The sequence below is a fragment of the Geodermatophilus sp. DSM 44513 genome (genome assembly GCF_032460525.1).
In the GTDB taxonomy this organism is placed as follows: Bacteria; Actinomycetota; Actinomycetes; order Mycobacteriales; family Geodermatophilaceae; genus Geodermatophilus.
In genome coordinates this window covers 3,587,055-3,603,541 of sequence record NZ_CP135963.1, presented here as the reverse complement: position 1 = coordinate 3,603,541, position 16,487 = coordinate 3,587,055, and the positions used below count along the sequence as shown (strand labels likewise).

Below are 16,487 nucleotides of genomic sequence, written 5' to 3'. Positions count from 1 at the left end.
CTTGCGTCGGCGGCGTGTCACCGGTAGGATCGAACACGTGATCGAGGACGTCCAGGCCGCCGCGCCAGGTGTCGTCGCGCCCAGCGTGGGGTGGGCGTCCGGGTCGCTGGGTGCGGTGCAGGCCGCGGCGCGCGAGATGTCCCGGCAGGCAGCGCTGCGGGCCCGCGCCGTGGTCGCGTTCGCCGAGTCCCGGCCGGCCTCCGCGGACCGGGCGCAGGGCGAGCGCGGCGCGATGTCGGCGGAGCGGTGGGCGGCCCGCGCCGAGGTGCTGCGCCCGGTCAGCGAGTGGGCCACCACGGAGCTGGCGGTTGCGCTGGACCTGACCCAGGAGGCCGCCGAGCGGGAACTGGAGCGGTCGCTGACCCTGGTGCACCGGCTGCCGGGCACGCTGGCCGCGCTCGAGGCCGGGCAGCTGCACGAGGGCCACCTGTGGCACCTGCTCGACAAGGTCGCCCCCATCGCCCAGGACGCCGTGCGCGCGGAGGTGGAGGCCGAGCTGCTGGCCTGGCTCGCCCGGCGGCAGACGGTCACCACGCCGACGCAGCTGGGCGCCAGGGTGCGGGTGCTGGTCGCCCGCCGGGACGCTGCCGCGGCCGGGCGGCGGCTGGCACGGGCACTGCGCGAGCGTGGCGTCTCGGTGCACCCGGACCGCACCGACGGCATGGCCACCCTCAGCGTGTACTGCACCCTGCCCGAGGCGCGGGTGTTCCACGCCGCGCTGGGGCAGTGCGCGGACGCGGTGGTCGACGAGGAGGGCCAGCCGCCCCGGACGCGCGGGGAGAAGATGACCGACGCGCTGATGGAGTTGGTGCTGCGCCCCGGGGAGCACGAGCTGCCACCCGTGCAGGTCCTGCTCACCCTGGTCGCCTCGGTGGCCACGGTGCTGGGCGGGGACGCGCCGGCCGAGCTGGACGGCGAGGTGCTGCCCGCGGAGATGGCCCGTCAGCTCGTGCACGCCCTCGCCGGTCAGGAGCCGACCACCGCCGGCCCCGAGCCGCTGCCGTCTGCCGGGGGAGAGCCGGTGGACCTCGTCGGCGGCCCGGAGGAACGCGCCGTGGCCGAGCTGGACGGCGAGGAGCTGGACCGCTGGTTCGACGAGTTCGTGCGTGCCGCCTTCGGCGACGAGCCACCGCCGATGCCTCGTGTCCCCGACGCCGACGCCGACGCCGACGCCGACGCCGGTCCGGTGCCCGAGGAGCAACCCGACCCGCTCGACGACCACGGTGCGGCCGGCGCGCCACCGTCGTCCGGCACCGGCTGTCCGCCCGCGGGGACCGGCTGGTGGGCCGCGGCCGACCGGGCGGTCGACGACGCCGGTAGCGCGGTGCACGCCGCCCGGCTGGCCCTCGGCCACGCCCAGCGCAGCGTCCGCACCGCCGAGCGCGCGGCTGCCGAGGTGGAGGCCGGGTGGCGATCCGGTCCCGCCGGGCAGGTGGACGCCGCCCTCGACACCCTCGCCGCCCTCGCCGTGGCCGCCGACGCGCAGCGCGAGGCACTGGCCGCCCTGCTCGAGGCCACCGCCGGCGGCGGGCTGGCCGACCGGCCCCGCCTGGTGCTCGCCGACGCGGTCACCGGCGCCTTCGTCACGCTGACCGACCTGCCCGGACTGCGCCGCGTCGCCCACTGCGGCCGGCCGGCCTGCCGGCGGCGCCCGGACACCTGCGGGCACGACCTCACCGGCCGCCCCGGCCTGCGCGCCCCCGACCCGACCGAGGGCTACCGCCCCGGTGCGGCGCTGGACCGCTGGGTGCGCGCCCGCGACCGGCGGTGTCGCTTCCCCGGCTGCCGGCGGCGCGTGCCCAGGGGCGGCGAGCTCGACCACCACCGGCCGCACGCCGACGGAGGCGAGACCTCGGCGGCCAACCTGGCCGGCTACTGCACCCGGGACCACCGCGGCAAGCACCAGGCCCCCGGCTGGAGCCACGATCTCGCGCCCGACGGGACCCTGACCGTCACCACCCCCACCGGGCTGACCGCCGTCACCACCCCACCGCCCTACTGAGGCCCCACTCCGCCCCGGAGGCGGGCTGCGGCGGACACCCCAGGTGTCACAGTCACCCCGCGCTGCGTGTCTTCACCCTGAGTGTTGAGCCGAGTTCCTAACGTTCCGGCATCGATGGCCGTCAGCGGTCGCTCGACGGCCGGTGCGGCAGCGAGCGGTGCGCTCTGACCCAGGGAGTACCACCGTGTCACGCGCTGCCCTCCGTTCCACCCTCGTGCTCGCGGGGGTGACCGGACTCCTCGGCACCGGACTGCTCCAGGCCGCCGTCGCCGGCGCCGCCGAGCCGTGCGTGCTGTCCGCCGACGGGGCGACCGCGACGTGCACCTCCGCCGACACCGACAGCCCGCAGCTGGTCACCGTCCCCGCGGGCGTGACCGGCGTCGACGTCACCGTGCTGAGCGGAGGGTCGTCCGTCGAGGGCACGGGCCCGGTCACCCAGCGGGTGGCGGTCACGCCCGGCAGCACGCTGGTGGTCGACCTCGGCCGGGACGACGACCAGCCCCCGGCTGCGACGGCCCCGACCGCTGCCGACGCAACGGACCCCGGCGCGACGGTGCTGCCGGAGGAGGAGACCGCGACGGCGCGGTACCACCTCGCGCTGGGGGATAAGACGGTGCTCGTCCGCCCGGCGGAACCCGCCGCCGTGGACGCTGCGGCCGTCGAGGACCCGACGGCCGCAGCCCAGGACCTCACCGCCTCGGCGCCGGCTGAGCTCGCCGAGGCGAGTGGCGCGGTCGTCGCCGGGACGCCGGCCGAGGTCCCTGCCGTGACGCCGGTCGAGGACGACGCGCCCGTCTTCGTCGTGCTGACCTTCGTCCAGGACCCCGCCGAGGCGCCGGCGCCCGGGGTGCTCCCGGCCGAGCTCCCGGTGCCCGCGCCGTCCGCGCCTGCCTCGCCGGCCGCGGCCGACGAGCCTTCTGCCGAGCCGACCGCCGGTGAGCCGGTGGTCCCGGTGGGGAAAACCGACACCCCTGAGGACGCCGTCCCGATCGATCCGCCGCTGCCGGCCCACGTCCCCTCGCCGGCGGACGCCGCGGCTCCCGAGGTCGTCCCGGTCCTGGTGGAGACTCCGGTGCCGGTCGAGCCTGCCGCTCCGGTGGCGGAGGGCGCGGTGCCCGAGGCCGCCCCGGCTCTGCCCCAGGACACCGCCGCCCCCCAGCCGGTCCAGCCGGCGGCGCCCGGGGAGACCCCGGTGGAGTCCGCGGAGGCCGTCGAGGTCGACGTCCCCGTACCTGCCGCGGCGCCCGCACCCGTGGCCACCCCGGCCCCCGCGGTCCGGCCGGCGGCCGCTGCGCCGCAGGCGGACGTCCCGGCACCGGCCGCGCCGACCCCCACCGACGAGGCGACGGAGGTCGACCTGCAGACGGCGTCCAGCATCGCCGGCGACGTGCTCGACACCCGAGGCGTCGGCGTCCTCGCCGCGGCCCTCGGCGGCTCGGTCGCCCTGGGCCTCGCCGTGGCCGTGGCCGCCGGCAGCAGCCGGGGACGGGGCCGCGACTGACGCCAGGGGCTCAGCGCCCCTCAGCGAGCAGCCGCATCAGGTAGTCGCCGTAGCCGCTCTTGCCCAGCGGCTCGGCGGCCCGCCGCAGACCCGCGTCGTCCAGCCAGCCGTTGCGCCAGGCGACCTCCTCGATGCAGCCGATCTTCAGGCCCTGCCGGTCCTCGACGACGGACACGAACTCCGTGGCCTGCCGCAGCGACTGGAAGGTCCCGGTGTCCAGCCAGGCCGTGCCCCGGTCCAGCGCGGTGACGGTCAGCCGCCCCCGCCGCAGGTAGTGCTCGTTGACCGCGGTGATCTCCAGCTCCCCGCGGGCGCTGGGCCTGATCCCGCGGGCGATGTCCACGACCTCCCGGTCGTAGAAGTACAGCCCCGGGACGGCGTAGGAGCTCTTCGGCTTCGCCGGCTTCTCCTCGATCGACAGCACCCGGCCGTCCGCGTCGAACTCCACCACGCCGTAGTCCTGCGGGTTGGCGACGTGGTAGGCGAACACGTGCCCGCCGTCGGGCTCCGGCAGCCGGGAGAGCGCGGTGCCCAGGCCGGCGCCGTAGAAGATGTTGTCCCCGAGGACGAGCGCCACGGCCTGGTCCCCGATGAAGTCCGCCCCGATGAGGAACGCCTGCGCCAGGCCCTCGGGCCGCGGCTGGGCGGCGTACTCGATCCGCATCCCCAGCCGGGTGCCGTCACCGAGCAGGGAGCGGAAGGCCTCCTGGTCGGCCGGCGTCGTGATCACCAGGACCTCGCGGACCCCGGCCATCATCAGCGTGGACAGCGGGTAGTAGACCATCGGCTTGTCGTAGACGGGCATCAGCTGCTTGCTGACCGCCTGCGTGATGGGGAAGAGGCGGCTGCCGGTGCCCCCGGCCAGGATGATCCCGCGCATGACCGGCGACGCTACCCAGCGCGCCCGCTCAGGGAGCCGGCTGACCGACCCACAACCTCCCCACGAGGGAGGTGCCGCCGGGCGTGCCCACCGGCTCCCAGCGGGTCGTCCAGCCCTCGGCGTGCAGCTGCACGATGACCGCGCCGAGCAGCGCCCCGAGGTTGAGCGCCGCCGTGGTGGTGGCCCGCTCGGGCAGGTGGACGTCGACCACGCCGTCGCCCTCGCCCCCGTGGCGCAGCACGACGGGGAACTCCGGCAGCGCGGTGGTGGCCAGCCGGAAGGCCGCGGCCACGGCGTCGCGCTCCCCGGGGCGGGGCAGCAGGTCGCGGCCGGGCGCGCGGGTGCCCACCAGGTCGCGGCTGCCGTAGGGGAACAGGTCGCCGGGGCCCAGCCGCACCAGCGGGCGGGTGCCGGCGTCCTCGGCGGGCGGGTCGAACGCCAGGCCGCGGACGACGGCCACCGGGATGCCCGCGAGCTTTCCCTTCACCAGGTCCGCGGCCGAGGCCAGCTCGTCGACCAGCGCCACCTGGGTGGTCTCCAGCCGGTTGCCGAACGCGTCGACCGCACCGCGGAGGTCGACCAGCGCGGGGATGCCCGCCGACCCGACGGCGACGTCGGTCAGCCCGTCCCGCCAGGTGCGCCCGAAGGTGTCGCTGACGACGACCGCGACGGTGACGCCGAGCAGCGCGCGCAGCCGGTCCCGCAGCGCCCGGGCGGAGGCGTCGGCGTCCTCGGGCAGGAGCACCAGCGCGTCGCCGGCCACGTTGGAGGCGTCGATCCCGGCGGCGGCCACCACCCAGCCCTGGCGGGTCTCCACGATCCGCAGCGGCCCGCGGCGGGCCACCACCCGGACGGTCTCCGCGTCGATGGCGCGCTGGCGGGCGGCCTCCCGGTCGGTGCCCGGCGGGACCGGCACCAGCCGGCCCTCCACCTTGGACACCACCTTGGAGGTGACCACGACGACGTCGCCGTCGGCCAGCCAGGGTGCCGCGCCGGCGACCGCGGCAGCCAGGTCGTCGCCGGGGGCGAACTCCGGCAGGCCGGCGACCGGGTGGACCGAGACGCCGGCCGGGGGCCTAGACACCTGCGGCGTCGAGCGCGGCCCGCGCCAGCGCCGCGGTCGCCTCGGGGGAGGACATCAGCAGGGGGACGGCGCGGACGTCGACGCCGGGCACGGCGGCCCGGTCCCCGGTGTGCACCAGCCAGGCGTCCAGCAGCCCGCCGGCGGAGCGGGCGCCGTAGTGCCGCCCCACGCCCTCCGCGCTGACCTCCACGCCGAGGACGGGCAGGCAGCGGTCGGCCATCCCGCGCACCACGCCGCCGGACACGATCGGTGAGACCCCGACGATCCGGCCCGGCGTGGCCAGCAGCGCGTCGCGCAGTCCGGGGACCCCGAGGACGGTGCCCACCGACACCACCGGGTTCGACGGTGCCAGGAGCACCGCGTCGGCGGTGCCGAACGCCTCGGTGACGCCGGGTGCCGGGCGGGCGGCGTCCACCCCGACCTGGACGAAGGCGCGGGGCTCGGGCTCGGCGCGGTGGCGCACCCACCACTCCTGGAAGTGGATGGCCTGCTGCCGGCCGGTCGGGCGCCCCTCGTCGTCCGTGCCGGCGACCACGACGTGGGTCTCCACCCGCTGGTCGCTCATCGGCAGCAGCTCGACGCCGGGCTGCCACCGGTCGGCCAGCGCCGCGGTGACCTGGGACAGCGGGTAGCCGGCGTCCAGCATCCGGGTGCGCACCAGGTGGGTGGCCAGGTCGCGGTCGCCCAGGCCGAACCAGGTCGGCTCGGCGCCGTAGGCGGCCAGCTCCTCGCGCACCGTCCAGGTCTCGTCGGCCCGGCCCCAGCCGCGGCCGGCGTCGATGCCGCCGCCGAGGGTGTACATGACCGTGTCGAGGTCCGGACAGATCCGCAGCCCGTGCATCGTCGCGTCGTCGCCGGTGTTGACGACGGCGGTGAGCCGGGCGTCGGGCGCGGCCGCGCGGAGGCCGGACAGGAACCGGGCCCCACCGACCCCTCCGGCGAGGACGACGATGTGCACGAAGTTCATCGTGCCCGATGGGCAGTTGTGCACTGTTAGCCGGGCGTGTCGAGGTGTGCAGCGAGAAGTGACGAACACCCCGGGGCGGCTGGGGCCGGTGGTGCCCGACACCTACACCGGCCGGAGTTGACGCCCCCGCAGCGACACGCGTGTAATTCCGGCGGTGTGAGCACGTGCCGAGCGGCCCGGGGACGTCCCGTGGAACGCCCATCGGGACGGCAGCGAGAGGGGACGCATCGTCATGGCAGAGGTCTCGTGGTTGAGCGACTACCTGCACGCCGCTGAGCGGGCCGACCGCACCGGCTCGGCCCAGGACGCCGCCGACCGGTGGGTCCTCGGCCTGGAGGCCGAGGCGCAGGCGTGGCAGGAGCGCGCGCTGTGCGCCGAGACCGACCCGGAGGCCTTCTTCCCGGAGAAGGGCGGCTCCACCCGGGAGGCCAAGAAGATCTGCACCGGCTGCGAGGTCAAGGCCGAGTGCCTGGAGTACGCGCTGGCCAACGACGAGCGCTTCGGCATCTGGGGCGGGCTCTCCGAGCGGGAGCGCCGCCGGCTGCGCCGCCGCGTGGGCTGACGGCGGGACCGGTCAGCCGGCGTACCGGACGACGCCCAGCCCCGGCTCGTCGACCGCGCCGGCCCGGGCCAGACCCAGCGAGAAGGTGCCCCCGGCCGGGGCGGCGCCGTCCACCACCGGCCCCGCGGGGGAGACGGTGACGGCCAGGTCGTAGACCCGCCCGGTGTAGGCCGGCGGGGTGGCGACCGGCCGGGTGTAGGACGGGAAGCGGCCGGCCAGCCGCAGGTCGCGGCCCTCCCGGTGCACCGAGAGGGCCGGTGCGGGCAGGTCGGCGTACTCGGTCCGCGACCGCACGCAGCCGGCGGCGACCGGGTCCGGCGGCGGCTCGGTGCCCAGGCAGTTCCAGGTCGGCAGCAGCAGGTGCGCGAGGGCCCCGGCGTCCCCGGCCGTGACGCTCACCGACGGGTAGCCCACCGTCGTCCCCACCGCCCGCTGCTCGACGACGAGGCCGCCGAAGGCCAGCCGGGCCGCGACGCCGTCCGCCCCGAGCGGCACCGACCGGTGGGCCAGCACCCCCGCGCCGCCCTCGCCGGGCAGCGGGTCCGCGGGCACCGGCGGCAGGTCGACCGGCGGCTCCGGCGTCGGGGCCGCGGCCGGGGCGGGTCCCTCCGAGCGGGCAGCCGCGGCCACGCCGGCCAGCGCGGCGACCAGCAGCAGCGCCGCCGCGGCCATCCCGGCCACGACGCGGCGGGTGCCGTCGGGGCCCGCGGGGAGCTCGTGCCGGTCGTCCGATTCCGGGGCGGGCCGGACAGGGACCGCCGGTGTGCCCGGCGGGGACTCCAGGAAGCCGGGCAGGTCGTCGTCCCGCCAGCGCGGCGCCGGGCGCGGGGCCCGGGGTGCGGCGGCGCGGGGGGACGGCGGCCGGTCCCCGCCCAGCGCCACCGCGACCAGGCCCGCCGAGCCCAGCAGCGCCACCACCAGCACCGCCCAGGGGTCCATCGCCGGCAAGCATCCCAGGCCTGCCGGGGCCCGCCCCAGCGCCTCAGCCGGTGGGGTCGATCTCCTCCGGGTCGCGGCCCAGCAGCACGGCGACCTGGTCGACGACGACGTCGCGCACCAGGTCGGCCAGGTCGTCGCGGTCGTGCGCCCGCAGCTCCAGCGGCCGCCGGTAGACCACGATCCGCGGCGGCACCTCCCGGGTGCCCTCCCGGTGCGCGGGCAGCACGCGGGCCAGGGGCACGCTGCCGTCGTCGAGCACGTCGGCGTCCAGCACCACCTCGTCGGGGCTGGTGTGCTCCACCCACGGGACGTCCTCGACGGCGAACTCGACGCCGGTCAGCTCCTTCTCCCACCGCCGCTCGAGGTCTTCCACCGCGTCCAGGACGAGGTCGTCGAACCGCTCGGCGCGGCTGCGGGCCAGCGGGACGCCGTCGGGGACCAGGCGCCCGCGCAGCCCCCGGCCGTGCCGGTCGCGGCGGGAGCGGGCGGGTCGGCTCATGACGGGTGCGAGCGTACGGCCGGGCGCGCCGAGGGGGCGCCCGACGGGGTGCACGGGGCGGTCGTGCAGGATGGGACGGCTGCTCGCCGACCGGCCCCGAAACGCGGTGTGCCTGATGCCAACGGGCGCCGTGCGCGGCTACTGTGCCGGGCGTGAGGAACCGGTGGTGAGGCAGGCACGTCGCTGCTCGCGCAGCGGCTGCGCGCAACCGGCGGCAGCGACCCTGACGTACGTCTACGCCGAGTCGACCGCCGTCGTCGGCCCGTTGGCGACGTTCTCGGAGCCGCACAGCTACGACCTCTGCGAGTTCCACGGCCAGCGGCTGACCGTGCCGCGCGGCTGGGAGGTCGTCCGCCACGAGATCGACGCCGAGGAGTCCGGCCCGACCGGCGACGACCTGCTCGCCCTGGCCGACGCCGTTCGCGAGGCCGCCCGGCCCGAGCTCCCGCGCAACCCCGCCGACGACGGCAGCGGTACCCGTCGCGGTCACCTGAGGGTCCTGCCCGACCTCAGCTGAGGCAGGACCCGTCCACGGGTCCCCCTAGGATCGCCGGCGTGCCGGACCTGTCGAGGATCATCAAGGCCTACGACGTCCGCGGCGTCGTCCCCGACGAGTGGGACGAGGCGGTCGCCCGCCGGATCGGCGCCGCCTTCGCCGAGCTGGTCTGGCAGGAGAGCGGTGCGACCGCGGTCGTGACCGCCCACGACATGCGCGACTCCTCGGTGCCCCTGTCCCGGGCCTTCGCCGAGGGTGCCCTGTCCCGCGGCGTCGACGTCCTGGAGGCCGGTCTCGGCTCCACCGACCTGCTGTACTACGCCTCCGGCTCGCTCGGCGTCCCCGGGGCGATGTTCACCGCCAGCCACAACCCGGCCCGGTACAACGGCATCAAGCTGTGCCGCGCCGGCGCGACGCCGGTGGGCCAGGACACCGGCCTGGCCACCGTCCGCGAGTGGGCCGAGCGCGACGGCTACGACCGCGCCCCCGGGCGGACGGCGACGGTCGGCTCGCGCGACCTGCTCGCCGGCTACGCCGCGCACCTGCGCTCGCTGGTCGACCTGTCCGCGATCCGGCCGCTGCGGGTGGTCGTCGACGCCGGCAACGGCATGGGCGGGCACACCGTCCCGGTGGTCCTCGACGGCCTGCCGCTGGAGGTCCTGCCGCTGTACTTCGAGCTCGACGGCACCTTCCCCAACCACGAGGCCAACCCCCTGGACCCGGCCAACCTGGTCGACCTGCAGGCCGAGGTGCGCCGCACCGGCGCCGACGTCGGGCTGGCCTTCGACGGCGACGCCGACCGGGTCTTCGTCGTCGACGAGCGCGGCGAGCCGGTCAGCCCCTCGGCGGTCACCGCGCTGGTCGCCGTCCGCGAGCTGGCCAAGGGCCGGGGGACGACGGTCATCCACAACCTGATCACCTCCCGCGCGGTGCCCGAGATCGTCCGCGAGCACGGCGGCACCCCGGTGCGCACCCGCGTCGGGCACTCCTTCATCAAGGCCGAGATGGCCCGCACCGACGCCGTCTTCGGCGGGGAGCACTCCGCGCACTACTACTTCCGCGACTTCTGGCGGGCCGACACCGGCATGCTCGCCGCCATGCACGTGCTGGCCGCGCTGGGCGAGCAGGGCCGGCCGCTGTCGGAGCTGACCGCCGGCTACTCCCGCTACGCCGCCTCCGGGGAGGTCAACTCCACCATCGCCGACGCGGCGGACCGGACGGCGGCCGTCCGCGAGGCCTTCGAGCGGGAGGACGGCGTGACGGTCGACGACCTGGACGGGCTGACCGTCGAGCTGCCCGACGGCTCGTGGTTCAACCTGCGGGCCAGCAACACCGAGCCGCTGCTGCGGCTCAACGTCGAGGCGCCGGACGTGGCGCGGATGACCGACCTGCGGGACCGAGTGCTGGGGATGGTGCGCGCATGACCACTGGTCCGTCGACGGGGCCGGGCCCGCTGGGCCTGGACCCCGTGCTGCTGGAGATCCTCGCCTGCCCCGACACCCACCACAGCCCGCTGACGGTGGACGAGGCGGCCAGCGAGCTGGTCTGCACCACCTGCGACCGGGCGTTCCCGGTGCGCGACGGCATCCCGGTGCTGCTGCTGGACGAGGCCCGGCGGCGGGGGGCGGGCTCGTGACCTCCCCCGAGCTGGCCGAGGAGGTCCTCGACGACCTGCAGCTGCTGCGTGCCCGCGACCCGCGCGGCCTGCTGCCCGCGGTCGCCGGCGCCGGGGCGCAGGTGCGGGAGACCGCCCGGCTCACCGAGGAGGCCGGCCTGGCGCGGGTCACCGCCGGGGGCCGCCCGCGCGGGCTGGTCATCGTCGCCCGCCGGGAGGGGGCGGTGGCCGCCCAGGTGCTGCGGGCGCTGCTCGGGCCGGCCAGCCCGGTCACCGTGGACGTCGTCCCGGGGCCGGACCTGCCGGTGTGGACCGGGCCCAGCGACATCGCCGTCGTCGCCACCCGCACCGGCGCCGGCCGCTACGCCGTCACCCCGGCCTACGAGGCGGCCCGCCGCGGGGTGACGCTGCTGGGCATCGGCGCCGAGGACGCGCCGCTGCGCGCGGCGTGCTCCACCGCCCGCGCCCCCTACGTCCCGCTGCCGCGGTCGCGGGTGCGGCACTCCACCCTGTGGTCGCTGCTCACCCCGCTGCTGCAGCTCGGCGTGGGCCTGGAGCTGCTGGCCGAGGACGCCGCCGACCTGGAGGCGATCGCCGCCGCCCTCGACGAGGTGGCCACCGAGTGCGGGCCGACGCGGGAGTCCTTCGTCAACCCGGCCAAGACGCTGGCCCTGGAGCTGCTCGACGCGCTCCCGGTGATCGCCGCCGAGGGGCCGCTGGCCGGCACCGCGGCCACCCGGATCGCCGACCAGCTGGCGACGCTGGCCGGGCTGCCGGTCACCACGTTCCGGATGCCCGACCAGCGGGTGGCCGCCTGCGCCGTCCTGCGCGGCCCGCTGGCCCCCGAGGGCGGGGAGGGCGACTTCTTCCGCGACCGCGCCGAGGACGTCGGCCGGCGGCTGCGGCTGATCACCATCCGGGACGCCGACGCCGGCGAGCACGACGGCGCCGGGGAGCGCGAGCCCCGCTCGGCCCGCGAGGCGCTGTCGGAGGCCCTGCGCAGCGCGGCGGCGGCGAACGTGCCGGTCAGCGGGCTCGCCGAGCACGGCGACCGGCAGCGGTACGGCCGGCTGCCCCGACTGGCCCGCCAGCTGGCCGTCGCGGACTTCACCGCCGCCTACCTGGCGCTGGCCCTGGACACCGAGCGGTCCGCGCCGGGGTGAGGTCCGGCACCCGGGGGCGCCCGGGGGTCCCCGGCCGGGCCCGCGGTCACTAGCCTCTGCGCTGATGTGGCCCCTGACCAGCGCCGTCCGGCACTACCCGTGGGGGAGCCGCACGGTCATCCCCGAACTGCTCGGCCGGCCCAGCCCGGCCGCGCAGCCGCACGCGGAGCTGTGGCTGGGCGCGCACCCGGACGACCCCAGCGTGCTGGCCGACGGCCGGCCGCTGGACCGGGCGATCGCCGAGGAGCCCCAGCGGCTGCTCGGCGCGCCGGTGGTGGACCGCTTCGGGCCGCGGCTGCCCTTCCTGCTCAAGGTGCTCGCCGCCGACCGCCCGCTGTCGCTGCAGGCCCACCCCACGATGGAGCAGGCCGCCGCCGGTTACGCCGCCGAGGAGGCCGCCGGCATCCCCAAGGACGACCCGACGCGGACGTTCAAGGACCCGTGGCACAAGCCCGAGCTGCTGCTCGCGCTGAGCACCTTCGAGGCGCTGTGCGGCTTCCGGCCGGTCGAGGAGTCGTTGCACTGCCTGGCCAAGCTGCAGCTGCCCGAGCTCAAGCCGACCATCGCGGCACTGGCCCGCGGCGGGCTGCGCGCGGCCATCCCGCAGCTGATCGCCCTCTCCGGCGGGCGCCGCACCTCCCTGGTCGAGGCGGTCGCGCGGCGGGCGGCGGCCTTCGTCGCCGCCCACGACCCGGAGTTCATCAACACCTACCGCTGGGCGGCGACGCTGGCCGAGACCTACCCGGGTGACCCCGGCGTGGTCATCTCGCTGATGTGCAACCACCTCAAGCTGGCGCCCGGCGAGGCGGTGTTCCTGCCGGCGGGCAACCTGCACGCCTACCTCAGCGGGGCCGGCGTCGAGGTGATGGCCAGCTCGGACAACGTGCTGCGCGGCGGGCTGACCAGCAAGCACGTCGACCTGGCCGCGTTGATCGAGGTGCTCGACTTCACCGACGGCCGCATCCCGGTGATCCACCCGGTGCTCGGTCCCGGCGGGCTGCGCTACCCGGTGCCGGTCGAGGACTTCGACCTGACCCGGGTGCAGCTCGACGACCGGACCGGGACGCTCACCACGGCCGGCCCGCAGGTGCTGCTGGTCACCGAGGGCCGGGCGGTGCTGTCGGCGGCCGACGGCGAGCTGGCCCTGGCGAAGGGGGAGTCGGCGTTCGTCCCCGCGGGGGAGCCGGTCACCGCGCGCGGCCCCGCGCTGCTCTACCGCAGCACCACCAACCTGCCCTGAGCCCCGCGCCGCCCTCCCGCCGTGTTCACGGAGTCCGGGGAGCGGCACGCCGAGGCAACCCGGCGTGTCGTCTCCGCAACCCCGTGATCGCGGCCTAACGTCCCCCGGGCTGTGCCCTCCCGCGTCGGTCCGGTCGCCGGCCTCGCCGCGCTGCTGCTCGTGCTGACCGGCTGCGGCCTGCTGCCGCCGGCGGGCGAGGGCGGGGGGAGTGCCGCGACCGGCGTCCTGGACGACGCCGCCGCCGACGCGGCGGTCGCGGCCGCACCCGCCGGGTCGGCGCTGGCCGCCCTCGCCGAGGTGGCGGTGCGGGGACGGGCGCCGCGCACCGGCTACGAGCGCGACCTGTTCGGCGAGGGCTGGCTGGACACCGACCGCAACGGCTGCGACACCCGCAACGACGTGCTGGCCCGCGACCTGACCGGCGAGCAGTTCCGATCCGGCAGCGACTGCGTGGTCCTCGCCGGCACCCTCGCCGACCCCTACTCCGGGCGCACCATCGAGTTCCGGCGCGGGGAGGGGACCAGCGACGACGTCCAGGTCGACCACGTCGTCGCGCTGTCCGACGCCTGGCAGAAGGGCGCGCAGGGCTGGGACGCCGACCGGCGCGCCGCCTTCGCCAACGACCCGCTCAACCTGCTCGCCGTCGACGGGCCGCTGAACTCCCAGAAGCGCGACGCCGACGCCGCGACCTGGCTGCCCCCGCGGGCGGCCTACCGCTGCGCCTACGTCGCCCGCCAGGTCGCGGTCAAGGCCGGCTACGGGCTGTGGACGACCCGGGCGGAGCGCAACGCCGCCGCCACCGTGCTGTCCGGCTGCCCCGACGAGCCGCTGCCCGGCCAGGTCGCGGTGGACCCGGCCCCCCGGCCCGCGCCGTCGGCGGCGACGTCCTACGCCGACTGCGCCGCCGTGCGGGCGGCCGGCGCGGCACCCCTCCGGCGCGGCGAGCCCGGCTGGCGGGACGCCTTCGACGGCGACGGGGACGGCGTGGCCTGCGAGTGACCCGGGCGGCACGCCGCCCTCGGTCCGTCGCGCCGCACCTGGTCGTCGACGGGCGTGGCGTACCCTGGACGGCGGCACGAGCCCCGCCGAAGCCTCGGCATGCTCGCTCTCCCCGCGCTGCGCGGGGATGGGAGCGACCTGCATCCGACACGCATCGCCCGGCTCGTGGGCCGGGCGGATCTGGAGCGACATGACCGCCAGCACCGAGACCCGCGTCCTGACCGACGGCGACTTCAAGGTCGCCGACCTCTCCCTCGCCGGCTTCGGCCGCAAGGAGATCACCCTCGCCGAGCACGAGATGCCCGGCCTCATGGCCCTGCGCGCCGAGTACGGCGACGCCCAGCCGCTGGCCGGCGCCCGCATCGCCGGCTCGCTGCACATGACCGTGCAGACCGCCGTCCTCATCGAGACGCTGACCGCGCTGGGCGCCGACGTCCGCTGGGTCAGCTGCAACATCTTCTCCACCCAGGACCACGCCGCCGCCGCGATCGTCGTCGGGGACGGCACGGCCGAGCAGCCCGCCGGCGTCCCGGTGTTCGCCTGGAAGGGCGAGACGCTGGAGGAGTACTGGTGGTGCACCCAGCGGCTGTTCGAGTTCCGCGACGCCGACGGCGGGGTCGTCGGGCCGAACATGCTCCTGGACGACGGCGGCGACGCCACCCTGCTGGTGCACCTGGGCACCCGCTTCGAGGCCGACGGCGCCGTCCCGGACACCACCGAGGCCGACTCCGAGGAGTACGGCGTCATCCTCGACGTGCTGCGCGGCTCGCTGGCCGCCGACGCCGGCTACTGGACCCGCATCGGGCAGGGCATCTCCGGCGTCACCGAGGAGACCACCACCGGCGTCCTGCGGCTGTACGAACTCGCCCGCGACGGCCGGCTGCTGTTCCCGGCGATCAACGTCAACGACTCGGTCACCAAGAGCAAGTTCGACAACCTCTACGGCTGCCGGCACTCCCTCATCGACGGGCTCAACCGGGCCACCGACGTGATGATCGGCGGCAAGGTGGCCGTGGTCTGCGGCTACGGCGACGTGGGCAAGGGCTGCGCGGACTCGCTGCGCGGCCAGGGCGCGCGGGTGATCGTCACCGAGATCGACCCGATCAACGCGCTGCAGGCAGCCATGCACGGCTACGAGGTCACCACGCTGGACGAGGTGATCGGCAAGGCGGACATCATCATCACCGCCACCGGCAACCGCGACATCATCTCCGCCGAGCAGCTCGGGCAGACCAAGCACCAGGCGATCGTCGGCAACATCGGCCACTTCGACAACGAGATCGACGTGGCCGGCCTGGCCCGCACCCCCGGCATCGAGCGGACGACGATCAAGCCGCAGGTCGACGAGTGGCGCTTCGCCGACGGCCACACGATCATCCTGCTGTCCGAGGGCCGGCTGCTGAACCTCGGCAACGCCACCGGGCACCCCAGCTTCGTCATGAGCGCCTCGTTCTCCAACCAGGTGCTCGCCCAGATCGAGCTGTGGACCAACCGGGCCGCCTACGAGGGCCAGACCCCCGGCGTCACCGTGCTGCCCAAGAAGCTCGACGAGCACGTGGCCCGGCTGCACCTGGACGCACTGGGCGTCAAGCTCACCGAGCTGTCCAAGGTGCAGGCCGACTACCTCGGCGTCCCGGTCGAGGGTCCCTACAAGAGCGACCACTACCGCTACTGACGAAGGACCCCCTCCCTCCCCGCGACACGCTCCGCGCGCCGCGGGTCCCTGGGAGGGGGCCGTTCCATCGACTCACGCCGCGGGCGCGCCCGCCTGGATCACCAATCCGGGCGGGTGCGCCCGTTTTGCGGCGCGGCCAGCGCAGAATGGGCGGCGTGCCACCCACCGCGTCCCAGAACGGGCCCAGCCGCGGCCGAGTCCTGGTCGTCGATGACGACGCCGCCCTCGCCGAGATGCTCGGCATCGTCCTGCGGCGGGAGGGCTACGAGCCGGCCTTCGTCTCCGACGGCAACCGCGCGGTGGGCGCCTTCCAGCAGACCCGGCCCGACATCGTGCTGCTGGACCTCATGCTGCCCGGCCGCAACGGCCTGCAGATCTGCCAGGACATCCGCACCCAGTCCACCGTGCCGATCGTCATGCTCACCGCCAAGGGCGACACGATCGACGTCGTCCAGGGGCTGGAGGCCGGCGCCGACGACTACGTCACCAAGCCGTTCAAGCCGGTGGAGCTGGTCGCCCGGGTGCGCGCCCAGCTGCGCCGCGGGGAGACCGGGCAGGCCGAGAGCCTGGCCATCGGTGACGTGCAGATCGACGTCCCGGCCCACCAGGTCACCCGGGACGGCGTGCCGATCGCGCTCACGCCGCTGGAGTTCGACCTGCTGGTCGCCCTGGCCCGCAAGCCGCGTCAGGTGTTCACCCGCGAGCTGCTGCTGGAGCAGGTGTGGGGCTACCGGCACGCCGCGGACACCCGGCTGGTCAACGTCCACGTGCAGCGGCTGCGCGCCAAGATCGAGCGGGACCCCGAGAAGCCCGAGATCGTGCTGACCGTGCGGGGTGTGGGCTACAAGGCCGGGCCCTCGTGACA

At 76.3% G+C, this 16,487-nt stretch carries 16 protein-coding genes; 11 read left to right on the top strand and 5 right to left on the bottom strand.

The annotated features are described in order from the left end of the window. Positions 1–37: 37 nt before the first annotated feature. Both RTG05_RS17460 and RTG05_RS17455 read left to right on the top strand, forming a co-directional pair. A complete protein-coding gene (locus RTG05_RS17460) occupies positions 38–2,002 on the top strand; it encodes an HNH endonuclease signature motif containing protein (RefSeq protein ID WP_315912002.1) in 1,965 nt (654 codons plus the stop codon). A gap of 226 nt (positions 2,003–2,228) precedes the next feature. Next, positions 2,229–3,503 carry a hypothetical protein gene (locus RTG05_RS17455; protein ID WP_166526168.1) on the top strand — a complete coding sequence of 425 codons (1,275 nt, stop codon included), beginning with the start codon at positions 2,229–2,231 and terminating at the stop codon, positions 3,501–3,503. 10 nt (positions 3,504–3,513) lie between these two features. Here RTG05_RS17455 and rfbA read toward each other — a convergent pair whose 3' ends face one another. The 3 genes from rfbA to cofD are packed head-to-tail and all read right to left on the bottom strand — an operon-like array spanning position 3,514 to position 6,434. After that, positions 3,514–4,383, bottom strand: a complete 870-nt coding sequence (rfbA, locus tag RTG05_RS17450) for a glucose-1-phosphate thymidylyltransferase RfbA (protein WP_166526167.1) — start codon at positions 4,381–4,383, stop codon at positions 3,514–3,516. A 28-nt stretch (positions 4,384–4,411) separates the two neighbouring features. After that, positions 4,412–5,467, bottom strand: a complete 1,056-nt coding sequence (locus RTG05_RS17445; protein WP_315912001.1) for a coenzyme F420-0:L-glutamate ligase — start codon at positions 5,465–5,467, stop codon at positions 4,412–4,414. Beyond that, the gene (gene cofD / locus RTG05_RS17440) at positions 5,460–6,434 is read right to left on the bottom strand and encodes a 2-phospho-L-lactate transferase (RefSeq protein WP_315912000.1); all 975 of its coding nucleotides are present in this window, start codon (positions 6,432–6,434) and stop codon (positions 5,460–5,462) included. Before cofD ends, RTG05_RS17445 begins: the two co-directional genes overlap by 8 nt. 232 nt (positions 6,435–6,666) lie before the next feature. On the opposite strand from cofD, the gene RTG05_RS17435 reads away from it, so the two are divergent. Continuing rightward, positions 6,667–6,996, top strand: coding sequence for a WhiB family transcriptional regulator (locus RTG05_RS17435; protein WP_208104633.1), 330 nt, complete (start codon positions 6,667–6,669; stop codon positions 6,994–6,996). 12 nt (positions 6,997–7,008) lie between these two features. Here RTG05_RS17435 and RTG05_RS17430 read toward each other — a convergent pair whose 3' ends face one another. Then, a complete protein-coding gene (locus tag RTG05_RS17430; RefSeq protein WP_166526166.1) occupies positions 7,009–7,935 on the bottom strand; it encodes a hypothetical protein in 927 nt (308 codons plus the stop codon). Between the two features lie 43 nt (positions 7,936–7,978). Further along, on the bottom strand, positions 7,979–8,434 hold the full coding sequence (locus RTG05_RS17425; RefSeq protein ID WP_166526165.1) for a metallopeptidase family protein: 456 nt from the start codon (positions 8,432–8,434) through the stop codon (positions 7,979–7,981). Between the two features lie 166 nt (positions 8,435–8,600). On the opposite strand from RTG05_RS17425, the gene RTG05_RS17420 reads away from it, so the two are divergent. From RTG05_RS17420 to mtrA, 8 genes are all read left to right on the top strand, one after another. Continuing rightward, a complete protein-coding gene (locus RTG05_RS17420; protein ID WP_166526164.1) occupies positions 8,601–8,951 on the top strand; it encodes a DUF3499 domain-containing protein in 351 nt (116 codons plus the stop codon). A gap of 38 nt (positions 8,952–8,989) precedes the next feature. Then, positions 8,990–10,354 carry a phosphomannomutase/phosphoglucomutase gene (locus tag RTG05_RS17415; RefSeq protein ID WP_166526163.1) on the top strand — a complete coding sequence of 455 codons (1,365 nt, stop codon included), beginning with the start codon at positions 8,990–8,992 and terminating at the stop codon, positions 10,352–10,354. Next, positions 10,351–10,566, top strand: coding sequence for a Trm112 family protein (locus RTG05_RS17410; protein WP_166526162.1), 216 nt, complete (start codon positions 10,351–10,353; stop codon positions 10,564–10,566). Before RTG05_RS17415 ends, RTG05_RS17410 begins: the two co-directional genes overlap by 4 nt. Beyond that, positions 10,563–11,708 carry an SIS domain-containing protein gene (locus tag RTG05_RS17405; RefSeq protein ID WP_166526161.1) on the top strand — a complete coding sequence of 382 codons (1,146 nt, stop codon included), beginning with the start codon at positions 10,563–10,565 and terminating at the stop codon, positions 11,706–11,708. The genes RTG05_RS17410 and RTG05_RS17405 overlap by 4 nt, the downstream gene beginning before the upstream one ends. Positions 11,709–11,772: 64 nt before the next feature. Beyond that, entirely contained in the window at positions 11,773–12,948 is a 1,176-nt protein-coding gene (gene manA / locus RTG05_RS17400; RefSeq protein WP_166526160.1) for a mannose-6-phosphate isomerase, class I, read from the top strand. Positions 12,949–13,059: 111 nt separating this feature from the next. Continuing rightward, positions 13,060–13,947, top strand: coding sequence for a GmrSD restriction endonuclease domain-containing protein (locus RTG05_RS17395; RefSeq protein ID WP_315911999.1), 888 nt, complete (start codon positions 13,060–13,062; stop codon positions 13,945–13,947). Positions 13,948–14,137: 190 nt separating this feature from the next. Next, complete coding sequence (ahcY, locus tag RTG05_RS17390) at positions 14,138–15,622, top strand: adenosylhomocysteinase (protein WP_166526159.1); 1,485 nt, start codon at positions 14,138–14,140, stop codon at positions 15,620–15,622. Positions 15,623–15,777: 155 nt separating this feature from the next. After that, positions 15,778–16,485: an MtrAB system response regulator MtrA gene (mtrA, locus tag RTG05_RS17385; protein ID WP_396349612.1), complete on the top strand. Its 708-nt coding sequence runs from the start codon at positions 15,778–15,780 to the stop codon at positions 16,483–16,485. Positions 16,486–16,487: the final 2 nt, after the last annotated feature.